We start from the raw sequence: 20,699 nt of genomic DNA on the forward strand, positions 1-20,699 counted from the left end.
CATTCCCTCCCTTATCCCTCCAGTTCTTTTCTGCCATCATGCTGCCAAACTACCGTCGCTGTATTAGTTGCCGCAAAGTTGCTCCGAAAGAAGCCTTTCTTCGAGTCGTCCGCCTCTATCCTTCCCATGAAATCGCGCTGAATCAGGGAATGGGAAGATCGGCGTACTTATGTCCACAGAGTGGCTGCCTTCAGACGGCTCGTAAAAAAGATCGGCTCAGCCGGGTTCTAAAAGCTCCTGTTCCTGAGTCCCTTTATCAAGCGCTTACACAGCAGCTTGAGTCTCTACCCACTGTCAAGTGCCAGCGATTGGGCAATGATAGACTTGCGATAGAATAAAGGCAGAATCCTAGAAGCGAACTGTCGTCCAACACTCGCTATAATTGCGAAACTTAATAGACTAAAACAATCGAAACGCTAAGATGATCTCAAAATCGCTGATACAATCTATCCGTCTTTCATTCGTCTAGAATTCTAAAGTAGAGTGAAATTCTAATGGTATGAGATAGGCTAGTCTGTAGAAGGCTGCTTAGCTAAAATCTTCTGGGCGGCTTTCAAGTTAAGTTTCTTACGGGCTTCATTTGCGAAGCCACTGCCACCAACTGATCAAATCAGATGTCGTTTTAGTCAGAACAGAAGGCAACTTATGTGACAACACGTGGATCGAACGAGGGAAGAGTGGATGAACAACGGCAAAGTCAGAATTTACGAGCTATCGAAAGAATTGAATTTGGACAATCGAGATATTCTTGCTATTTGTGAACAACTAAATATCGCAGTCAAAAGCCATAGCAGCACCATCAACGAGACGGAAGCCGAGCGCATCCGATCTGCGGCAGAAAAATACGCTGCCAGCCATCCTGCTTCGACAAAGGCACCTCCTGCCCGTCAAGCCTCCCATTCCCCATCTGTCGATTCTAGAAAGAAAACGCCCTTGAATATTCAGAAGAAACAGCAAATTTTAGAAATTCGCCGTCCGATCACCCGCTCAGCCCCACCTGAGCAGGCTCCCGAATTGCGATCGCCTTCTACTCCTCAAGCTCCAGTGGCACAAGCTCCAAGTGCTCCTGCTAAACCCAGTGAGCCAAGCCGCCCACCTGCAGCCGCTAATCCGCCTGCGGCTGCTAATCCGCCTGCGGCTGCCAACCCACCCGTGGCCGCTAATCCGCCTGCCCCAACCCCGGCTCCAGTGGTGGAGCCTCAGCCCGCTGATGAAGCGCCTCTTCCAGTCGAGGAAGCGCCTCCAGTTGCCCCAGTTGCTGTTGAGCCTCAGCCCGTGGCTCCTCAACCCGCCCCAGAAGCCCGGAAGCAGCCTTTGGCCTCTCCTCCCCCTCGTCCGGCTCCCCCATCGCGACCGAGCTTGAATAGCAAGCCAATTCTGAAGCGCGATCGCCAGCCTGAAGCCATTGAGAGTGCTGAGGCTCCGCAGGAAGGACGCAATCAGCGGGATACCGCTAGACCTCAACGATCTGCGCCTCCAAATGGCAAACGTCCGGGTCAACCCGCAAAGCCTGCTGAAGGGGCAAGACCCCAGCAGGTAGTTGAATTGCGTCGTCCTAGACCGATGCAGGCAGGTAGTGAGGACATCCAAGATGGGATTTCTGTGATTCAGCCGATTCTGAAGGCAGATCGCCCAGTTAAGCCTCCCACCAGTCCCCAAGAGGCGGCTGAGCTTCAGCTTAATCGTCCGACCCCTCCTAAGCCTAAGCGCGGGAAGGTTTGGGAAGACGAAGAGGAAGAAAATCAAGAGTCAGCGAAGGCCCCTGCTAAAGGGAAGCGCCGTGCTCAGCCTCGAATTGATGAGGATGACGATGATCTCGACTTGCTGGATGAAGAAGATGCAAGCGGTGTGACTTCGACTCAGGTGAGCTTGTCGTTAGCGCGTCCTGCTAAGCCTAAAGGCTTGCCGGGTCAGCCAGCTAAGCCAGCTGCGATCGCGGCCCCAACCCAGCGCAAAAAGGGAGGAAGCAGCCTCCGCGATCGTCGCGATCGCCGTAACCAGGAAACTAAGGTTGAGCGGCCAGAGATCATTGAAGTCACAGGTGGTCTAACTGTGCAAGAGCTATCCAATCTGTTGGCAGTCTCTTCGACTGAAATCATCACGAAGCTCTTCATGAAAGGAACGGCGGCCACGATCACTCAGACCCTGGATGTCGAAACTATCGAAATGATTGCCGAAGAGTACGGCATTCTGGTCGAGAAGAGTGAGAAACAGGCTGCCGCTAAGAAAGTGACCGAGATGGTCAATGCTTCCGATCGCGAACTGCTTCAACGGCGTCCTCCGGTAGTCACGATCATGGGTCACGTTGACCATGGTAAAACAACCCTCCTTGACTCGATCCGTAAAACGAAAGTGGCGCAAGGTGAAGCAGGTGGCATCACTCAGCACATCGGAGCCTATCACGTGGATGTCGAGCACAACGGCAAACCAGAACAGGTTGTGTTCCTCGATACGCCGGGACACGAAGCCTTCACGGCTATGCGGGCACGCGGTACGCGAGTCACAGACGTTGCCATTCTGGTTGTAGCTGCTGATGATGGGGTTCAGCCTCAGACAATCGAGGCAATTAGTCACGCGAAGGCGGCAGAAGTGCCGATCATCGTGGCGATTAACAAAGTTGACAAAGAAGGCGCTCAGCCCGATCGCGTCAAGCAAGAACTCACAGAATACGGTTTGGTACCGGAAGAGTGGGGCGGTGAAACGATTATGGTTCCCGTTAGCGCGATTACAGGGGATAACCTTGATACGCTGCTCGACATGATCCTGCTGGTCTCTGAAGTCGAAGATCTCTATGCCAACGCTGACCGCGCTGCTAGAGGAACGGTCATCGAGGCTCACCTTGATAAGGCGAAAGGCCCGGTTGCCACCTTGCTGATTCAGAATGGAACTTTACGAGTCGGTGACATTTTGGTCGCTGGTTCATCGCTAGGTAAGGTACGGGCAATGGTTGACGATCGCGCTCAGCGCGTCCAAGCTGCCTCTCCTTCCTTTGCGGTAGAGGTTCTAGGTTTGGCTGACGTTCCAGCCGCCGGGGATGAATTTGAGGTCTTCCCAGACGAGAAACAGGCGAGGGCAGTCTCGTCGGCGAAAGCGGACGAACAGCGTCAGTCGCGGCTATTGGCAGCAATGTCGTCTCGCCGCGTCAGCTTGAATACGCTGTCTGCGAAGGCTCAAGAAGGCGAACTGAAAGAACTCAATCTCGTTCTCAAAGCGGACGTACAGGGTTCTGTCGAAGCAATTCTGGGATCGCTAAGGCAACTGCCGCAAAACGAGGTTCAAGTCCGAGTTCTGTACGCGGCTCCGGGTGAAGTCTCTGAAACGGATGTTGATCTGGCAGCGGCGAGTGATGCGGTCATTATTGGCTTCAACACAACGCTGGCAACAGGAGCACGTCAGGCGGCAGATCGAGCAGGGGTCGATGTGCGAGAGTACAACATTATCTACAACTTGCTCGATGATGTCCAAGGTGCGATGGAAGGTCTGCTAGAACCTGAACTGGTTGAAGAACCATTGGGTCAGGCTGAAGTTCGTGCCGTCTTCCCGGTAGGTCGCGGGGCGGTTGCAGGTTGCTATGTGCAGTCTGGTAAGCTGATTCGTAACTGCAAGGTGCGAGTGCATCGGGGTAATCAGATGCTTCACGACGGTAACTTGGATTCGCTTAAGCGGATGCGAGAAGATGCGCGTGAAGTCAATTCTGGTTATGAGTGTGGTATCGGTTTAGATAATTTCAACGACTGGAAGGAAGGCGATATTATCGAGGCTTACCGCATGGTGACGAAGCGTAGAACGCTAGCCAGATAGGTTGAATTCTATGACTTGTAGACCACAGTCTGTTGTCACTTGACGCAGGTTGTGGTCTACAAGCTTTTTTGGTAAAGAATTGCTGAACTAATTTTGAGTCAAATTGAACGCAAGCCTGCTGCAATTCGCCCGCGAAATTCTGAAGGATCGCATTTACCTGGATGGCTAAAATTGGTAGAGGTCATGTGCATGGATTTACGTGTCCAACGGGCAGCTTCGCTGTGCCAAAGGCAACGCTGATCTGATGCAAAACAATCCGTGGGATAAGCCTTGAGTCACCATCACGATCACATCTTGATTCATTGTTAGGTTTGGATTGGTGCGATCGCAATCGAAAGCCCAGTCTAGAAACTTTTCCATCACATAATTGGTGAAGCGTTCTCCCCGACGGGCAACCTGCTGTTCTTTAACCGTCGAGAATCCCATGCGCTGGAAAAATGGCTTTGCTGTAATGCTTACTTCAGCAAACAACCGATTTAACCCAATTTCTAACGCTTTTGCCTCAATTGCCTGGTAAATCTGATTGCCAACGCCGCACCGTTGATAGCTCTTGTGGACGTAAAAGCAGTCGATGTGACCATTCGCTTCTAACTCTCCGAAACCAATGATTGTGCCTGCTGCATCGGCCACAAAGGTATGTCGGGCAGAACAAATTTCAGCCCAGTTTCTAAAGTAAATGTCTTCTGGTGCCCATGCTTGGATCTGAGCATTCGAGTAGTCACGGATATTAATTTCACGCACTGTTTGATGGAATAACTGTGCGACTTGTTCAGCATCTTGCTTATGAAATAACCGTATCTCGAATACTTCATGCATGACTTCCCATCTCAGTGATTAGACTAGTGACGGTTGGCACGAACAGTTTGATTTCTCGCAAAAATCTTCGCGTAGTTACAGTCTACTTGTTGCCTTCACGACATTCTTGATTTCACGTTGCCCAAGAACAAATAGATTAAGCTGGACAACTTAATCTATTCGCTACGTCTTTGGTCTATTTCGTCCTCCGCGATCGCTACTCTTCAGCGTCATCGGTGGCACTACCATAGAGAATTGGAAGACTAACATTCGTGATGCGTTCTGTTTTGCCAAGTTTGACAATGCGATCGCTCTTGTCATCTTTCCGACTCACTGCAACCGCATCAACCTCAATTCGCGCTAGATGATTTTCATTTGTTAACAGAAATACCAGCGCTTCTGGTAGCACCGCAACAATGCCAGCGAGCATATCTGTCTTATTCTCAAACTGGAAGACTTGAGTACCCAGCTCTCCTGTATTGGCACGGCGCAGCGATCCGATCGCCATTTTTTTGGCGTAGCCCTGTTGCGACACCATCAGAAACGTATCGGCTTTCGTTGCGATCGCCCATCCAATGATTGTTTCTTTCTTTCCAACGCGCATCCCCATGTTGCCTTGCGCCGTGCGGCTGGCGATCGCAACTTGCTCATCCACAATTTCAAAGCGCAACACTCGCCCATTCGACGTTGCTAATACAACCTGCTCACCCAACTGCACTAAGCTAACGCCCAAAAGCTGGTCGTCTTCTTTGAGTTTGAGAACAGTCAGCCCGCGTCCGGTAAGGTCAGCAAACTCGGAGAGCGCTAAGCGTTTGATTCGTCCTTGCCCAGTGAGTAGTAAAACAGATTGCTCATCGAGGGTTTCTGGCAAAATGAATGCCCCTGCGATCGTGTCTGGAGCGCCTTGCGCAGCAGCGGGTAAGAGCGTGACTAAGGGAGTTCCTTTCGATTTGCCCGTGGCTTGTGGAATATCACGTACTTTGACTGGATAGGCTTTACCACTGCGCGTAAACACGACCAGCGTTTCTTTAGTCGTGGTAAATTGCGTTTGCGCGGCGAAATCGTCTCCGTCTTCTAGCCCGGCAGTCGCTGTATCATCATTTCGATTGCGATTTTGGCGCTCGTAAGATTTGGGCGTCATCCGCCGCACGTATCCCCGTTGGGTCATTTCGACAACGGTTTCTTGAACGTCTTCCTCGAAGTCAAATGACAGCGTGAATGGCGACAAGGTGGCAGCCGATTGGGGAGCGGATGTCGCGGATGATGATTGATCGTCACTGTTTCGTTCTTCGACCGTGAGGATGCGCGTGCGGCGATCGTCGCCATATTGTTTTTTGAGCGATCGCAGGTCTTTCTTCAGAGCTTTGAGCAGTTCGCGGCGATCTTTAAGCAGTTTGTTTAATTCCGCCATCTTTGTCGCGAGTTCATCCCGCTCGGTTTGCAAGCTTTGATGCTCTAGGGCAGTCAGTCGTCGCAATGGCATTGAGAGAATGGCATCGGCTTGGCGATCGCTGAGATCCAATTGCTCTTGTAGCTGGAGTTTTGCGGTGCTGCCATCCGGGGCATGGCGCAGAATGTCGATTACCTCGTCCAGATTTGAAAGTGCCGTTAAGCGACCTTCGACAATGTGAAGCTGATGCTCCGCTTGCTCAAATTCGTGACGATATTGCCGAGTGAGCGTAACTTCCCGAAAGTCGAGGAAGCCTTGCAGCAACTCCCGCAACGTCATTTGCTTTGGCTGACCGTTTTCGATGGCTAGCAGAATGACGCCGAAATTGCTTTGCAAAGCCGTTTGACGGTAGAGATAGTTGAGAATTTTGTGAGGATTAACATCCCGACGCAGTTCGATCACAACGCGGATGCCATCGCGATCGCTCTCATCGCGAATGTCGCCAATCCCTTCGAGCTTGCCTTGATTGACCAAGTCTGCAATTTTCTCGATCAGACTGGCTTTATTGACCTGGTAGGGCAATTCTGTGATGATAATCGCCGTTCTCCGGTGTTTGCCGCGCCCGACGTTCACTTCTTCAATGTTAGTGACGCCGCGCACCGGCACGCTCCCCCGACCCGTGAGATAGGCTTCTCGAATACCACTCGTTTCGATGATTTCTCCGCCTGTCGGAAAGTCAGGACCGGGAATCAACGCTAGCAAATCGTCATCACTAATGGTTGGACGGTCGATCAGCGCCACTAAGCCGTCTACCACTTCGTTCAAATTGTGAGGCGGAATGTTTGTCGCCATACCGACCGCAATTCCTGAGCTTCCATTGAGCAGCAGGAACGGCAGTTGAGCCGGAAGCACCGTCGGCTCTTGCTGAGAATTATCAAAGTTGCCAACAAAATCAACCGTCGCTTCTCCAATGTCCGTCAGCAGTCCTTCGTTCCCGATCGCTGCTAAGCGCGTCTCGGTATACCGCATCGCCGCAGGCGGATCGTTATCGACAGAGCCAAAGTTACCATGACCTGCGAGCAGCGGATAGCGACTGGAGAAGTCTTGCACCAGCCGTACCAAGGCGTCATACACAGATTGATCGCCGTGGGGATGATATTTGCCCAACACGTCACCAACCACGCGGGCACACTTACGGTAGGGGCGGTCTGGGGTTAATCCTAGCTCGTGCATGGCATACAAAATGCGGCGATGGACGGGTTTTAATCCATCGCGCACGTCGGGTAACGCGCGACCGACGATCACGCTCATGGCGTATTCCAAATATGATTGCTGCATCTCCGTATGTAGGGCAGTCGTGATAACCTGTCCTGTTGGGAGAATATTTAATTGTTTCGCCATGAGTCCTGTCCCTTCGTTCCGAGCTTTAGAATACGGTGCTGCAACTTCAGTGTAGTCATACTTATCCGGATTGCGTCCCTTAAGCGGTGATATCCGTTATAGGCTGAGAGCGCTTATTTTGCCTCATCAGTTGTTTTAGTGGTTTGTTTGAGAATGTTGCCTGAAATATCGTGGTCTTGAAATTGTGTATCGCCCATAGAGGCTCACCTCATGAAAACGGTTCTGATTGTAGAAGACGATTTGATCAATGCGCGAGTATTCTCGAAAATTTTGACGAAGCGGGGCGGTTTAGCGGTCAAGCATACCGAAAATGGGGATGAAGTGATCCAAATTGCTCAATCCGGTGAAGCGGACATTATTTTGATGGATGTCTCCCTCGCTCGGAGTGCCTATCAAGGAAAATCGGTGAATGGTATTCAGCTGACTCAACTGCTGAAGGGCGATCCGCAAACGGCTGATTTGCCCATTATTTTGGTAACAGCCCATGCAATGGAGGGCGATCGCGAGAATTTCCTTCAGCAAAGCGGGGCAGATGACTACATTTCAAAACCAGTGGTCGATCATCAGGCGTTTGTCGATCAGATTGTGGCGTTGCTGCCAGCAGAATAAGGTTGGGCATAAGATGCAGGGGCTAAAGTAGAACATACATTGGTACTACTTTAAGCGTTTTTTGGCAAAATCGCAGAAGATTATCTAGGGTGGCAAGATAATTGAGGATTGCGGGCGGTGGCAGTTTGACTTACGGCTGAGCCAGTCGCGATCGCGCTTAGTACGCTGTTGAATCAACTGCAATTGCCAGTAAATGTTAATCCATTGTTTCTGGTGCAGAAAAATCGAGCGCGATGCAATGCAGCTCCTTTTGGATGTCCTGACATTAGACTAAGCAAGGCTGCAATGACTTCTGCACGTTACTTCTTCAATGGACAGACCAGAATAGTAGAATGACCAAATTGAGGAACGAGATTGTCAAGGCCCGATGAATTAGCTTATGAAATTTCAGCGTACTTCTTTAATTCTGGTCTTTCTAGCGATCGCGCTCGGTGGATTTGTTTACTATCAAGAGTTCAGACAGCCCAAGACAGAAGAAGCTCAGTCCACATCAAAGCCTATTTTTAACTTCAAAGAGGCAGATGTAACTAGCTTTACGGTAAAAACCTCGAAGCAACCTACGCTGGCATTTGAGCGGAAACCGGGAGTCGTGCCTTCGGTTTGGCAGATGACTGCCCCACAACCAACGCAAGCCGATGATGGCGCAGTGGCATTTCTGCTGAATTTATTAGCAACGGGGCGCAGCGATCGCACTCTCACCATTCCAACCACACGCAAATCGGAATTTGGATTGGATCGACCCTCTGCCACAGTTGAAGTCAAACTGGCCAATCAGCAGGTTCATCAATTCGTTCTTGGTAAACCAAACTTCAATCGCAACTTTTTGTATGCTTTAGCCGATCCCCCAGCTAATACTCCAGCTAATACTAATGGAGAGTTAGCTGTGTTGCTGGTGCCGATCGATTTTCAAAACGCTGTCGATCGTCCATTGGATGAATGGAAGAAAGAAAAGCCGAAGAAAGATTCTAAGGCAACGTCTAGCCCTTCCCCCAGCAGTCCTACTTCGTCGTCTAGCCCTTCCCCTGCCAGTAGCCCTGCTCCTTCTCCATCGCCTTCAGCAAGTAGTTCTCCCATTCCATCGCCAACGCCTCAAACTAGCGTTAGTCCTACCCCGTCATCGCCCCCTGCACCTCAAACTAGCGTTAGTCCTACTCCGTCGTCATCTCCTGCGCCCTCTCAATAAGTTCAATGAGTACTCCAACGGCTACCCTGCTCATTTCCTGTCCTGACCAAAAAGGCTTAGTCGCTAAGATTGCCAACTTTATTTACTCGAATGGTGGCAACATCATTCACGCTGACCAACACACCGACTTTTCAGCAGGGCTATTTCTCAATCGAATTGAGTGGCAGTTGGAAGGGTTTCAGTTGCCCCGTGAGGTGATTGAGCCTGCATTTCGAGCCATTGCGTCTCCCCTCAACGCCACCTGGCAACTTCACTTTTCGGATACGACGCCTCGAATTGCGATTTGGGTGAGCAAACAAGATCACTGTTTATTTGACTTGCTCTGGCGTCAGCAGTCGGGAGAGTTGCGGGCAGAAGTGCCATTGATTGTCAGCAACCATGAGAAGTTGGGCGCGGTTGCTTCGCAATTCCCTCTTAGGGAAACCGCAGCCCAATTTGGCATCGATTTTCATCATGTTTCCATCACAAAAGAAACAAAAGCTCAACAAGAAGCAAAACAGCTAGAACTCTTGCAGCAATACAACATCGACTTAGTTGTGTTAGCGAAATATATGCAAGTGCTGAGTTCAGATTTCATTGCAAAATTTCCGACGGTGATTAATATTCACCATTCATTTCTACCTGCCTTTGCGGGTGCAAATCCTTACGAGCGAGCATTTGAGCGGGGCGTCAAGATTATTGGTGCAACTGCGCATTACACAACCGAGAACCTAGATGAAGGTCCCATCATTGAGCAAGATGTCGTTCGCGTCAGTCATCGCGATAACACCGCCGACTTAATTCGTAAAGGAAAAGATTTGGAGCGAGTCGTTTTAGCGAGAGCAGTCCGATTGCATCTGCAAAATCGTGTGCTGGTGTACGGAAATCGTACCGTTGTCTTTGGGTGAAGTCTGTCTGAAGAGGTAAGCGCTTCGGTGACGCATCTCGTTACTACAGAGGCAAGGCTCTCTATTGTTTAGGTAACTCCGATGACCACCTCCTCCAGTCCGACTCCGACCGAAACCACTGTCATTAATGGTTCCATGCAAGCGGCAGTCATAGAGCAATATGGATCGCCCGACGTGTTTGAGATCAGAAACATTGCGCCGCCTCAAGTCAAAGCCGATCAAGTCCTGATTCGAGTTTATGCATCCAGCGTGAATCCTATCGATTGGAAAATTCGGAAAGGAATGCTCAAACTGCTACCTGGGCAGAAGTTTCCAATGGTCTTAGGGTTTGACATTGCTGGAGAAGTGGTTGCAACTGGCGTTCAGGTCACACATCTCAACGTCGGGGATGCCGTCTATGCCTACTCCAATCAGTTTCCTGGCGGTGCTTATGCCGATTATGCGGCAGTTTCGGAGAAAGTAACGGCTGCTAAGCCGGAGAATTTGTCTTATCCAGAAGCGGCTTCCATTCCACTGGCTGCAACAACGGCACTACAGGCCTTACGAGATGCAGGAAAGCTCAATGCTGGACAACGAGTGCTGATCAACGGGGCGTCTGGCGGCGTTGGCATTTTTGCCGTGCAGATCGCAAAGCTCTTTGGGGCAGAAGTCACGGCAGTTTGCAGTACACAAAACATTGATCTCGTGAACCGCTTTTCGCCCGATCGCGTCATTGACTACAAGCAAACTGACTTCACTCAAGAAGCCGCATCTTATGATTTGGTCTTCGATGTCGTTGGTTCAAAGCCCTACTCCGACTGCAAGCGCATTCTCACCGGCACGGGAATTTACGTCACTACGCAACCCGACCCTAAAAACTACCTCCAAGGATTGCTAACTAGCGTCCTGCCTGGTCAAACCGCCAAAGTCATTCTTGCTAAGGCCAATCGCGTTGACCTTATCTACCTCAAAGAACAAATTGAAACGGGCAAGATTCGACCCATTATCGATCGAACTTACCCGCTTTCTGAAATTGCTGCTGCCCATGCCTATAGCGAGGAGGGTCATGTAGTCGGCAAAATTGCCATTACGATGGTCTAACCCTCTGACTCAAAATAATGAGGTGTGAAGTTGCCGTGCAATCCATAGGGAACGTGATGCTTGAAGTGCAGCCGCGCGATCGCACCCTGCTCCACGTTCTTCGCATCCAGAATGACCACCGAGGAGCGATCGCGCTTGCTATCGTATGCGATCGCTAGCAACCAACCGTCATCTTCATCACCCTGCACCTGGGTATATAGCCCAGACTCATTAGGGCGATCGCGCGGCACAAACACAGGTTCACTAACATATCCATCCGGTGCAAAGCTGGCGAACGATCGCTCTCCCGACTCCACATCTACTTTCAGAATGGCTTGATGCGGTGCATTCCCACTCGAGGTATGAGCGGCTGCCATATAGATATAACGGTGCTTCCGTCCAGCTACACCTGGATGCACGAACGGAAACTCACAGCAGCGTTCCTCTAATAGTTCGCGCTTGACCGTTTGATCTGCCAAATTGAGGTTAAATCGCCACAATTGACCGGGCGCTAACGCCTCGAAATCCGTTCGCCGGTAATCTGAGCCAGGTTCAACAGACGGTAAGTTCTCGTAGCACACCGAATCGAGAATGATCTCTCCATCTTGTTCGTAAGCATTTGCATGGTGAAACACAAATCCTGACTGCGTTTCAAGAATTTTGGCGGTGGGCCGACCAGAAGACGTATCACGAGGAATAAGAATGATGCGCGTCGGCTTGTCAGGGCGAAACTTGATGCATTCCCCTGCGGACTTCATGCCTGCTAAGAACGGAATCGGATTAAAATCGACTGGATTTTGGAAAAAGATACAGTAGTTCGGCGTGATCGCGAAGTCGTGAATAAACGCGAAGCCTGGAACGGGATGATCGTGCTGTCGTACAATCTTGCCACTTACATCGAGTTCGTAAATCGCGATCGTAAACGATAACCCTGCTTTGATCGAAAAGTTGACTAAGCACGGTTTGCCATCATCAAACTGGCTCACCGGATCAATCCACGGGTGAGCGGCAAACGGTGCGCCTTTCGACAGCACACCATCAAAGTATTCCTGTCCCAACGTTTCTAACGTTTGTGGATCAAGGCGATGAGGTTCTGCGGCTTCCCAAAGCGCCAAAAGCTTTCCGCCCCAATACAGAACTTGAGTATTTGCGATGTTTTTAGTTCGAGTATCAAAAGCATTCGCCAGCCAACCTCCGGGCTTCTGCGTACCAAATACGCCCCGATATAAAATCTTGCCCGCTTTCTGCTCTGCCAAATAGCCTTCCGTTTTGACAAACCGATTGCGGAAATGAGCGCGTCCATCTTTGAATGCGATCGCGCAAATCATCCCATCGCCATCAAACGGGTGCTGAAGCTGCTGCCCATTCACATCGAGCAATCCAGGACCATTGCGAAACAGCGTCCCTTCCAACGCTTGAGGAATCTCACCCTCTATTTCATCAATCCAGTATTCATATTCTTGATGAAGCGATCGATATCCCTTTTGCCATTCCTCAGTGTTATATGACGTAATCGGGACAGTAGAAGCGTGTTCAAACAGTTGCATATCGTCTGAATATCTAAAGTTGAATTGTGCGGTTCAAGCGGTTGTCTTCACCCGCCAAAGAACAGTTTCATTCTGGCTTCTCAACAGGTTCAGGCTGTTTAGAAGTCCAAGCTGAGACCAAATTCGGCAAGAAAGATTGTCCAATCGGTTTTGCAGGATCAGATTCTAGAGCAGGCGCAGGCTGTTCAACTGACGTTGCTTCAACCGTACTAGGCAGCCAACCCAACAATGGAAATGGCAGCAGCGTTGTGATATTCGTAATGACTACGAGCAGCCAGAGCTTATCGAAATTAGTGTCGGTCACTCCTAACCAGTGCGTTAGCAGCGCCCCAAATTCGTAAGAAACTAACCCTGCCAGGTTTACAACTGACATTAGCAACGCGAACAGGGTTGCCTCCACTCCCGGTGGGCATAATCTCGCGGCTAGAACCAGCACTGGCATAAAGGCAATCTGTCCCATGACAGTGAGAATCAAACTGTCACCTAAACTGAACCAGCGATCGTCAATTCCCAGCGTCCGGTTGGCGTGAGTCACGAGTAGCAGCATCGACATTCCTAGCACCGACGACAGCACAATTGACCATCCAAAAATTGTGCGAAAGGGGACGGTTTTCAAAAACCGTTGGAACACCCAAATGCCGAGGAGCGAAGCAATACTAGTCACCAATCGGACTCGACCCAAAAACTCTGGCTCGAACCCCAATTCATTTGTAGAAAAATAGAAGAAGGCAGACTCAGCGGTTGGAGTGGCTTGCCAAAGAAATAGAAAAGCAGTGGGCATCCAAATCGTTTTTTGAGACACCGCTTGCCTCAGTTGCCCTAACTGATGCCGTACCACCGACCAATCTGACTTCGTAGTCACTGGAGTTTCAGCAATGAACCAAGCTACACCAGAAATAATGAGCGGAAAGGTCGCTGTGATTAGAAAAATAGTGCGAGTATCAAAAACGTGCAGCAATAGGCCACTAAAGTAAGCGGTAATCAGTCCGCCTAGAGCAGAAGCGCCCCAAGACAGAGACTGTAGCGATCCTGCTCCGCTCACCGATTCATGTCTAGCACGCTCTACAACGATCGAATCGACAATGACATCACTAACGGCAACCGAAAGAGAACCCAGCGAGATCGCTGCCGTTGCTGCCCAAGGAGAGTGAACAAGCGTTGCCATTATCACCCAGGACGACGTACCCAAAATCCCAGATAGTATTAGGTAAGGCCGTCTGCGATATCCAAATATGGGTAGCCCATCAGAGATAAATCCAAACAGGGGTTTTATCATCCACGGAATCGCTACAATGCCCAACAGAGCGGATACTTCAGCAGGACTCAGAGCCAGTTCATCTTTGAGGAAGAAACTGACCGCTAATCGCGCTAATCCTAAAATGCCTTGGACAAAATAGACTAGCAAAATAGCGATTAACTCAGTCGTTGGCTCGTGACCAAAGAAAATTTTCTCCGTCACAGATGCCTTAATCTTCGCTAAACCAGAGTCAGAAACAATCATTGACAATTCGTTACAAATATCAATCAATCGTTCCTATGATAGCTCCATATCGAGTTTTCAAAATCTTTAGACCCTAAAGTCAGCATTTCGGAACATATTTATCAAGTGATCTTTCGTTGAATTAGCTGTAAGAACCGTTAGTTTCTCCAGGTTTGCAGCCGCTCAATACGTTTTTCAAGTTTCTAAACTGCAACCTTTAAGCAGAGAAACATATTGCTTTACACTTTGACACTTTTCGTAATATTGTTTAATATAACGATAGCCAATGCACCCCAGAGTATTACTACCATGCAAGATACACAAAGAATCACTGCTCCTGCTGCTGTAGAAGATCGTAACGCTTGGAAGTTTGGCTTTACTCCCCAAGCAGAATTGTGGAATGGACGTTTCGCTATGATTGGTTTTGTTGCTGCTTTATTCACCGAATTCTTTTCCGGTGAAGGCGTCCTACGTTTTTTAGGTCTGATGTAATTGAGTTTCTCCTCTAAATTTTTGGTTAACCTTAAAAGCTAGTCTTGCGGATGCTTCACAGCGAAGCGTCCAATTTTTTATGGAGTTGAGGGAAAAAAAGCGTACTTTATTCAGCAATTGACTTCTAGTTAACAGGAAATTGCTAATAAAAAACCCGATGGAGTTAAAACCATCGGGTAGAGAGATCAAGATGAATTGAAATTAGCGAATGTACTCTTTCAGAACACTGTTGCGATTTGGATGACGCAACTTGCGGAGTGCCTTCGCTTCAATTTGACGAATGCGCTCACGAGTGACATTAAAGATCTGCCCGATTTCTTCTAGAGTCTTCATACGTCCGTCGTCTAAACCATAGCGCAGTCTGAGAACATCCTTCTCACGGGGGCTAAGGGTTGCCAGAACTCCTTCTAAGTCTTCCCGCAGCAAGTTCTTAGATACCTGATCTTCAGGAGTTTCGCCATCCGACTCGATAAAATCGCCCAAGCGAGAATCTTCTTCCTTACCGATCGGTGTTTCTAACGAAATTGGCAACTGAGCAGACTTGGCAATGAACCGCAGTTTTTCGATCGTCATTTCCATCCGAGTCGCAATTTCTTCTTCCGTTGGCTTGCGCCCCATTTCTTGCGACAACAGCTTGGTCGTCTTTTTAATGCGAGAGATGGTTTCGTACAAGTGAACCGGAAGACGAATGGTACGGGACTGATCCGCGATTGCACGAGTGATTGCTTGACGAATCCACCACGTTGCGTAGGTTGAAAACTTGTAGCCTTTTTCGTGATCAAACTTTTCAGCCGCCCGAATCAGACCCAAGCTGCCTTCCTGAATCAGATCTTGAAACGACAGGCCCCGGTTCATGTATTTCTTAGCGATCGACACCACGAGCCGGAGGTTCGACTGCACCATCTTATCTTTGGCGCGGCGACCCAAGTGCAAGCGATAGCGAAACTGAGGCAAGGGCATCTTCACTTCTTCTGCCCATTCCGCATCAGACGGAATGCGGTCTAGCTTCTCGGTCATTTTGACCAGGATGCGCTCTAGCTCTAGCAAATCAGCAATTTTACGAGCAAGTTCGATTTCTTCATCTGCTCTCAGGAGCCGAATTCGACCAATCTCTTGAAGGTAAAGCCGAATCGAGTCTTCGGTATAATGCTTTTTCTTGGCTTGTGTTCGGCGACGGGTAGCCCGAGCCTTGCCTGACTTGCCCTCTTCTTCGACGCCATCAGAATCCTCTTGATCCTCATCGATGTCGTCGTATCCTCCCCCCAAATCACTCTCAAACGCATCTTCTGCAGGAGTGCTATCGAGTGCTTCAAGTAGTACGTCGTTGGCTTGGGTCATGCCGCGTTCCTCATGCTCCTTAAGTAGTCAAAAAGTAGTCGAAAAAATGTGGCAGCGGAAACAGTATCTAGTGGAGTATCTGGTTAGTCCAACTATTACCTCAACCTTAAGTGAGTCAGCAATCAAGCGACTCAAGGGCGAGTATTGAGGTCATTTCGTGGTTTGCCTGCATTGCCTACAAGTAGAACTATGCACCACAAAACCTGACATTCATCATATTGATGGGAGTTGTGCAAGCAAATGGGGCATCCTGCTTCCCTGGAAATATACCGTTGGGCAGATGTCCCAATGCACAAATCTTAATTGATAAATGTTGTAATGTCTCCCCGATTGTAGCCTTTCTCACAAAAGTTGCACCTATTTTATGAACCTTTATCTCTGAGGCTGAAAAGTAATGCCGATAGAACCACGCATTTGCAGCGTAAACCTCGATCAAATCACTATCCGGGCTTCTTTACAAAAAGTCATCAAGTAAAGACATGACTCCGCAATATTGGGATTACAGCAGTGATGTGAGAACGAAAGAGAAGCACTTTTATCAAAGCAAACAACCATTTCGCAAGCCAAATCAGGAATAGCTGAAACAGAATTCATAGTTACATCCTGCTTGATAGCATCTCCAAAAGCATTTTCGATGGTTTCGGAATCCTGAATTACGGCTCTATGATGATACGGTAGCCCAAATTTAGGGGATCAGACTAGGGAAAATATTAAGTTAGATGATAATGTCGGAAGACCCAAAACAAACCGGGGGCAATGGCAAAACCGCTTTGCATCTCCTAAGTTGAATAGGCTTTGAGAAGACCTACCCCTCATCCGAAAGTATACAAGCTGCAACAGGGTGGATTGTTAAGAAATTAGAATGTTTTATGGTTTCAGAAGTACATTATTAAAAGGGCTTAATTAGCAGTCGTACTAACTGCTTAAAAAGAATTACTAAAAGCATCACTAAAGGTGAGGCAATGCTGACCAAACCTGATCAATAGTAGAAAAACGATAGCCTTTCTGTAGAAGTTCAGGAACGAGACGATCAACCGTTTCTGCAACGTCTTCGCCACCGTCAGCACCATCATGAAGAACGATAATGGAGCCGTTTTGAACCTGGTTTAAGACTCGCTGCACCACAATTGACGAACCAGGACGCGCCCAGTCCTCAGGAATAATGCTCCACATCACAGTGCGGTAGTTCCAGCGTTGCAGGTAGCTTAGAGTTTGGGGAGCGAACAGACCATAGGGAGGACGAACATCTATCAAGGTTTCAGGGTTGATTTGACACGTCTTAGCGATCGCAGTTTTTGTAAGATTTAGGGTTGCTTTAAGCTCGGTTGCGGTCAAACCAGTGAAGGCTTGATGATCATAGCCGTGTAATCCAATCCAATGACCGCGCTGGTAAACCTGGCGAGCTAGATCGGGGTGGTCTTCAACACAAGCCCCTAACCAAAAGAACGTGGCAGAAATCTTGTGATAGTCAAGGACATCTAGTAACAGGGGCGTGTACTGCGGGTGAGGTCCATCATCAAACGTAAGCGCGATCGCAGGGCTATCGTCACGACCTGACCAAAGGCACTGAGGAAACGTAGGCTTTAGAAGACGATGCAAGAAAGGATAAATCGGAGCAAAGGACATTTACTAAAACTGTACTAGAACTGGCAAATGACACGAATTCAATAAAATGTTAATTTAGCGAAATAGAGATTAAGAGGCTAAGCACTGTTGGCGTGCGGAAGCAGACTGAACTAGAGAAGAGAGAATATCACTACTGAGCGGTTTAACCAGGAAGCCATCAAAACCAGGATTTTGGTCTTGATACAACCAGCGCGGCATATGACAGTCTGTTAAAACAACAAGTGTAATACTCTCTGAATCTGCGATCGCTCTCAGTCGTTGCAAAGGCAACTCAGACCAGTCATTGCCGTACAGAATGACGAGGCAAGGAGGAGCCTGCCTTACTGTAGTAACAGCGTGTTCGATCGAGTTTGCGATTTGCACACGAAACTTTAGCCGTCCTAGAAGTGATTCTAGTCCGTATAACTCATCGCGCCGTTGTGATAACAGCAGAACGTAGTTGGATTCAAATATCATAGTGAACCTTAGCAAGTTACTTGTTAATATAGCGACCGCAAAAGGCTGTTTTTTAGAGCAAATATCGCTATAAATGCTTCACTGATTGCTTCTTCAGGCTTCTTTTGCATTTAAGTGCTTCCACTTTTCTTAGGGTTTGAATCAAAATGGCTTTTTGCTTTGAATGTTTGGAACAAATCACAAATCCTTTAATGCTTCGCAGAAGATTTGTAAGATTTTAAGAACATCTTTAGAAATAGCCAAAACTAGGCTAGAAGAGGATTTGAAAAAGTTGTAGAAAGATTAACTGTTGTTGAAGTACTTACTCTCATTATTAAAAATTACTTCATTTTTAATACTTTTATCAGCCAAAACTAAAGGCGAAATGAGCATCCTTCTCTAGCAAAAATAGAGATAGATTTTCTTTAGAATTGAAAGGAAATTTGTGAAGTAGCCTTGAGTGATCGCTTTAATGTTCTGTGCATGAAATCATAGATTATTTCATTGACAATTTAACGAGATCATTAAGACGACTTCAAAGAATAGAATGCTCTACCTTGAGGAGTGGCTAATTTAGGCTGTCCTGCTTCAATTAGAGCGCGATCGCGAATTCGGCACGAATCACAGACGCCGCAAGGTTGCTCTCCGCCCTGATAGCATGACCAAGTTAGCGAGATCGGCACGTCAAGGCGCAAGGCGCGATGCACGATATCAACTTTAGAATCCATCACAAGTGGAGCAACGAGTTTTGGCGCTCTGCCTTCGATTCCCGCCTTCGAGGAAACGCTGGCCAAGGCTTGAAATGCCTCTAAAAATTCGGGTCGGCAATCGGGGTAGCCAGAATAATCGACGGCGTTGATGCCTAGATAGATGGCATCGGCTCCTTTGGCTTCGGCAAGGGAGAGAGCGATCGCAATAAATACGGTATTTCTCCCTGGTACATAGGTAATAGGAATTTCAGTAGGATTGACGCCCTCAGTTGGCACGGTTAACGCTTCGTCTGTTAAGGCAGAACCACCCCACTGAGCCAAATTCACATCGACAGTGAAATGCTCTTGAATCCCCAAATGGCTAGCGACTTGTTTAGCCGCAAGGAGTTCGCGATCGTGCCGTTGCCCGTAGCGAAACGAGATCGCAATCACCTCACATCCGTCTGCGATCGCTTGAGCCGCCGAGGTTGCAGAGTCTAAACCGCCAGATAAAAGAACGATTGCTTTAGGAGCCATAAACAAATAGGAAACGCCTTTCTGATATTCTCATCGTTTCACCGCTTTCCAATTGCTGTTTCCTTTACCGTCGAGCAAGGTTTGGTGTACGCCCAACTAATCCGCTCATGAGACGGAAGGTTAGCGATTTGATGGGTTGGACGGTTCCAAGTATCCAAAGCGCGATCCGACGGAGAAAGACAACAGGTGCGATTTGAGTAGAAAACGTTCGATTTAGCACGTCAGTCACGCTCAAAATAATGAGATTCTCCCACTGACGCCATCGCTCGTAGCGCTTGAGAACTTTAATGCTAGAAATGTCTTCGTTGCGATCGCGCGCTGTTTGCAAGACTTGCGCTAATGCTGCTGCATCTCGAATGCCCATATTAATGCCTTGTCCACCGAGGGGATGGCAGCAGTGAGCCGCGTCCCCAATCAAGGCTAATCGCGAGGCAACATAGCGACTGCTGTGGAGCAATTGCACGGGGAAGACGTAGCGATCGCCTTCCAGCTTGGGGTCGCTCAAGTGCGCTCCATAGCGTTGAATGAACCGTTCTGTAAATTCATTGTCGCTGAGAGCCAGCATTGCTTCGGCTTCGGTTTTCGGCACTGTCCACACGATGCGGCAGCGATTGTTAGGAAGCGGCAAAATTCCCGATGGTCCGCCTTCCCAAAACCATTCATAGGCAGTGTTGTTATGAGGTGCGCCGAGTTGAAAGGTGGCAACGACGCAGGCTTGCCAGTATTTCCAACCGTAGGTGCGGATGTTCGCTTGCTGGCGAAGCGGCGATCGCGACCCGTCAGCCGCAATGACTAACCGAGTCTGAATAGAATGAATCTGATCAGAAATGGCAACGTCTAAAATGACATCTTCTGCCCGAAATTCTGTCTTCAAAACCTTGGCAGGACAAAGATGCAGGACGTTTGAGCAGGTTTCAAGACTCTCTTGTAATGCGGTCAGTAACACTCGATGTTCGGCAACGTAGCCTAGCGTTTGTGTGCCAATGTCGGTTGGCGCAAACTTGACAACGCTGGGATGGTTAGCGTCGGACAGGCGGACGGTCTTGTAGGTTTCAATCTGCGGACGAATGGTTTCCCAGACGCCAAGCCCTTGTAGAATCTGGCTTGAGAGTAACGAGATGGAATACGCTTGGGCTTTGGCAACTGCCTGAGATTGGGTTTCTGCTTCGATCAGAGCAATTTTTAAGTTTGAATCTTTCAGCGCACAAGCAAAAAGGGTTCCGACGATGCCACCGCCTACGATCGCAATGTCAAAGTCATCGCGATCGCAGTGGCTGACCGATTGGCTTGCGACTAGTTGCTCTAACGCCATTTTTCTAAACTAACGATACGAAACTTTACACCTATTCTCTCTCAAACCTTAAAACCTATCAACTATGAGCGCTTCTGAATGATGAGTTGTGCTGCTTCAGTTGTCGGTTAAAGCGCAA

16 protein-coding genes are annotated in these 20,699 nt (G+C 48.7%); 7 read left to right on the plus strand and 9 right to left on the minus strand.

What is annotated here, in order from left to right:
* Window positions 1-38: 38 nt before the first annotated feature.
* Entirely contained in the window at window positions 39-338 is a 300-nt protein-coding gene (locus tag AC5JLB_RS22710; RefSeq protein WP_495876100.1) for a YlxR family protein, read from the plus strand.
* A gap of 343 nt (window positions 339-681) precedes the next feature.
* Entirely contained in the window at window positions 682-3,801 is a 3,120-nt protein-coding gene (gene infB / locus AC5JLB_RS22715) for a translation initiation factor IF-2 (RefSeq protein WP_495876101.1), read from the plus strand.
* A 195-nt stretch (window positions 3,802-3,996) separates the two neighbouring features.
* Here the strand turns inward: infB and AC5JLB_RS22720 are convergent, their stop codons facing one another.
* Both AC5JLB_RS22720 and AC5JLB_RS22725 read right to left on the minus strand, forming a co-directional pair.
* Window positions 3,997-4,617 carry a GNAT family N-acetyltransferase gene (locus AC5JLB_RS22720; protein ID WP_495876102.1) on the minus strand — a complete coding sequence of 207 codons (621 nt, stop codon included), beginning with the start codon at window positions 4,615-4,617 and terminating at the stop codon, window positions 3,997-3,999.
* Between the two features lie 196 nt (window positions 4,618-4,813).
* Window positions 4,814-7,387 (minus strand): DNA gyrase/topoisomerase IV subunit A, encoded by a 2,574-nt coding sequence (locus tag AC5JLB_RS22725; protein WP_495876103.1) that lies wholly within the window; start codon window positions 7,385-7,387, stop codon window positions 4,814-4,816.
* A 210-nt stretch (window positions 7,388-7,597) separates the two neighbouring features.
* Between AC5JLB_RS22725 and AC5JLB_RS22730 the strand changes: the two genes are divergently transcribed.
* The 4 genes from AC5JLB_RS22730 (at window position 7,598) to AC5JLB_RS22745 (ending at window position 11,146) form a co-directional block, all read left to right on the plus strand.
* Entirely contained in the window at window positions 7,598-7,996 is a 399-nt protein-coding gene (locus AC5JLB_RS22730) for a response regulator (RefSeq protein WP_495692018.1), read from the plus strand.
* A gap of 379 nt (window positions 7,997-8,375) precedes the next feature.
* Complete coding sequence (locus tag AC5JLB_RS22735) at window positions 8,376-9,179, plus strand: DUF4340 domain-containing protein (protein ID WP_495876104.1); 804 nt, start codon at window positions 8,376-8,378, stop codon at window positions 9,177-9,179.
* 5 nt (window positions 9,180-9,184) lie between these two features.
* Entirely contained in the window at window positions 9,185-10,066 is an 882-nt protein-coding gene (purU, locus tag AC5JLB_RS22740; protein WP_495876105.1) for a formyltetrahydrofolate deformylase, read from the plus strand.
* 81 nt (window positions 10,067-10,147) lie between these two features.
* Window positions 10,148-11,146 carry an NAD(P)-dependent alcohol dehydrogenase gene (locus AC5JLB_RS22745; protein WP_495876106.1) on the plus strand — a complete coding sequence of 333 codons (999 nt, stop codon included), beginning with the start codon at window positions 10,148-10,150 and terminating at the stop codon, window positions 11,144-11,146.
* Here the strand turns inward: AC5JLB_RS22745 and AC5JLB_RS22750 are convergent.
* Both AC5JLB_RS22750 and AC5JLB_RS22755 read right to left on the minus strand, forming a co-directional pair.
* Entirely contained in the window at window positions 11,143-12,672 is a 1,530-nt protein-coding gene (locus tag AC5JLB_RS22750; protein WP_495876107.1) for a carotenoid oxygenase family protein, read from the minus strand. The two genes, AC5JLB_RS22745 and AC5JLB_RS22750, sit on opposite strands and share 4 nt — an antisense overlap.
* A 67-nt stretch (window positions 12,673-12,739) precedes the next feature.
* Complete coding sequence (locus AC5JLB_RS22755) at window positions 12,740-14,173, minus strand: folate/biopterin family MFS transporter (protein ID WP_495876108.1); 1,434 nt, start codon at window positions 14,171-14,173, stop codon at window positions 12,740-12,742.
* A gap of 288 nt (window positions 14,174-14,461) precedes the next feature.
* On the opposite strand from AC5JLB_RS22755, the gene AC5JLB_RS22760 reads away from it, so the two are divergent.
* Window positions 14,462-14,644, plus strand: coding sequence for a chlorophyll a/b-binding protein (locus AC5JLB_RS22760; RefSeq protein WP_495876109.1), 183 nt, complete (start codon window positions 14,462-14,464; stop codon window positions 14,642-14,644).
* Between the two features lie 201 nt (window positions 14,645-14,845).
* On the opposite strand, the gene rpoD is transcribed toward AC5JLB_RS22760, so the two are convergent.
* From rpoD to AC5JLB_RS22785, 5 genes are all read right to left on the minus strand, one after another.
* Window positions 14,846-15,982, minus strand: coding sequence for an RNA polymerase sigma factor RpoD (rpoD, locus tag AC5JLB_RS22765; protein WP_495876110.1), 1,137 nt, complete (start codon window positions 15,980-15,982; stop codon window positions 14,846-14,848).
* A 948-nt stretch (window positions 15,983-16,930) separates the two neighbouring features.
* Window positions 16,931-17,608 (minus strand): polysaccharide deacetylase family protein, encoded by a 678-nt coding sequence (locus AC5JLB_RS22770; protein WP_495876111.1) that lies wholly within the window; start codon window positions 17,606-17,608, stop codon window positions 16,931-16,933.
* Between the two features lie 69 nt (window positions 17,609-17,677).
* Window positions 17,678-18,064 carry a response regulator gene (locus AC5JLB_RS22775; RefSeq protein ID WP_495876112.1) on the minus strand — a complete coding sequence of 129 codons (387 nt, stop codon included), beginning with the start codon at window positions 18,062-18,064 and terminating at the stop codon, window positions 17,678-17,680.
* 503 nt (window positions 18,065-18,567) lie between these two features.
* A complete protein-coding gene (queC, locus tag AC5JLB_RS22780; protein ID WP_495876113.1) occupies window positions 18,568-19,269 on the minus strand; it encodes a 7-cyano-7-deazaguanine synthase QueC in 702 nt (233 codons plus the stop codon).
* 64 nt (window positions 19,270-19,333) lie between these two features.
* A complete protein-coding gene (locus AC5JLB_RS22785) occupies window positions 19,334-20,581 on the minus strand; it encodes an FAD-dependent hydroxylase (RefSeq protein ID WP_495876114.1) in 1,248 nt (415 codons plus the stop codon).
* Window positions 20,582-20,699: the final 118 nt, after the last annotated feature.

The organism is Myxacorys chilensis (genome assembly GCF_059505265.1).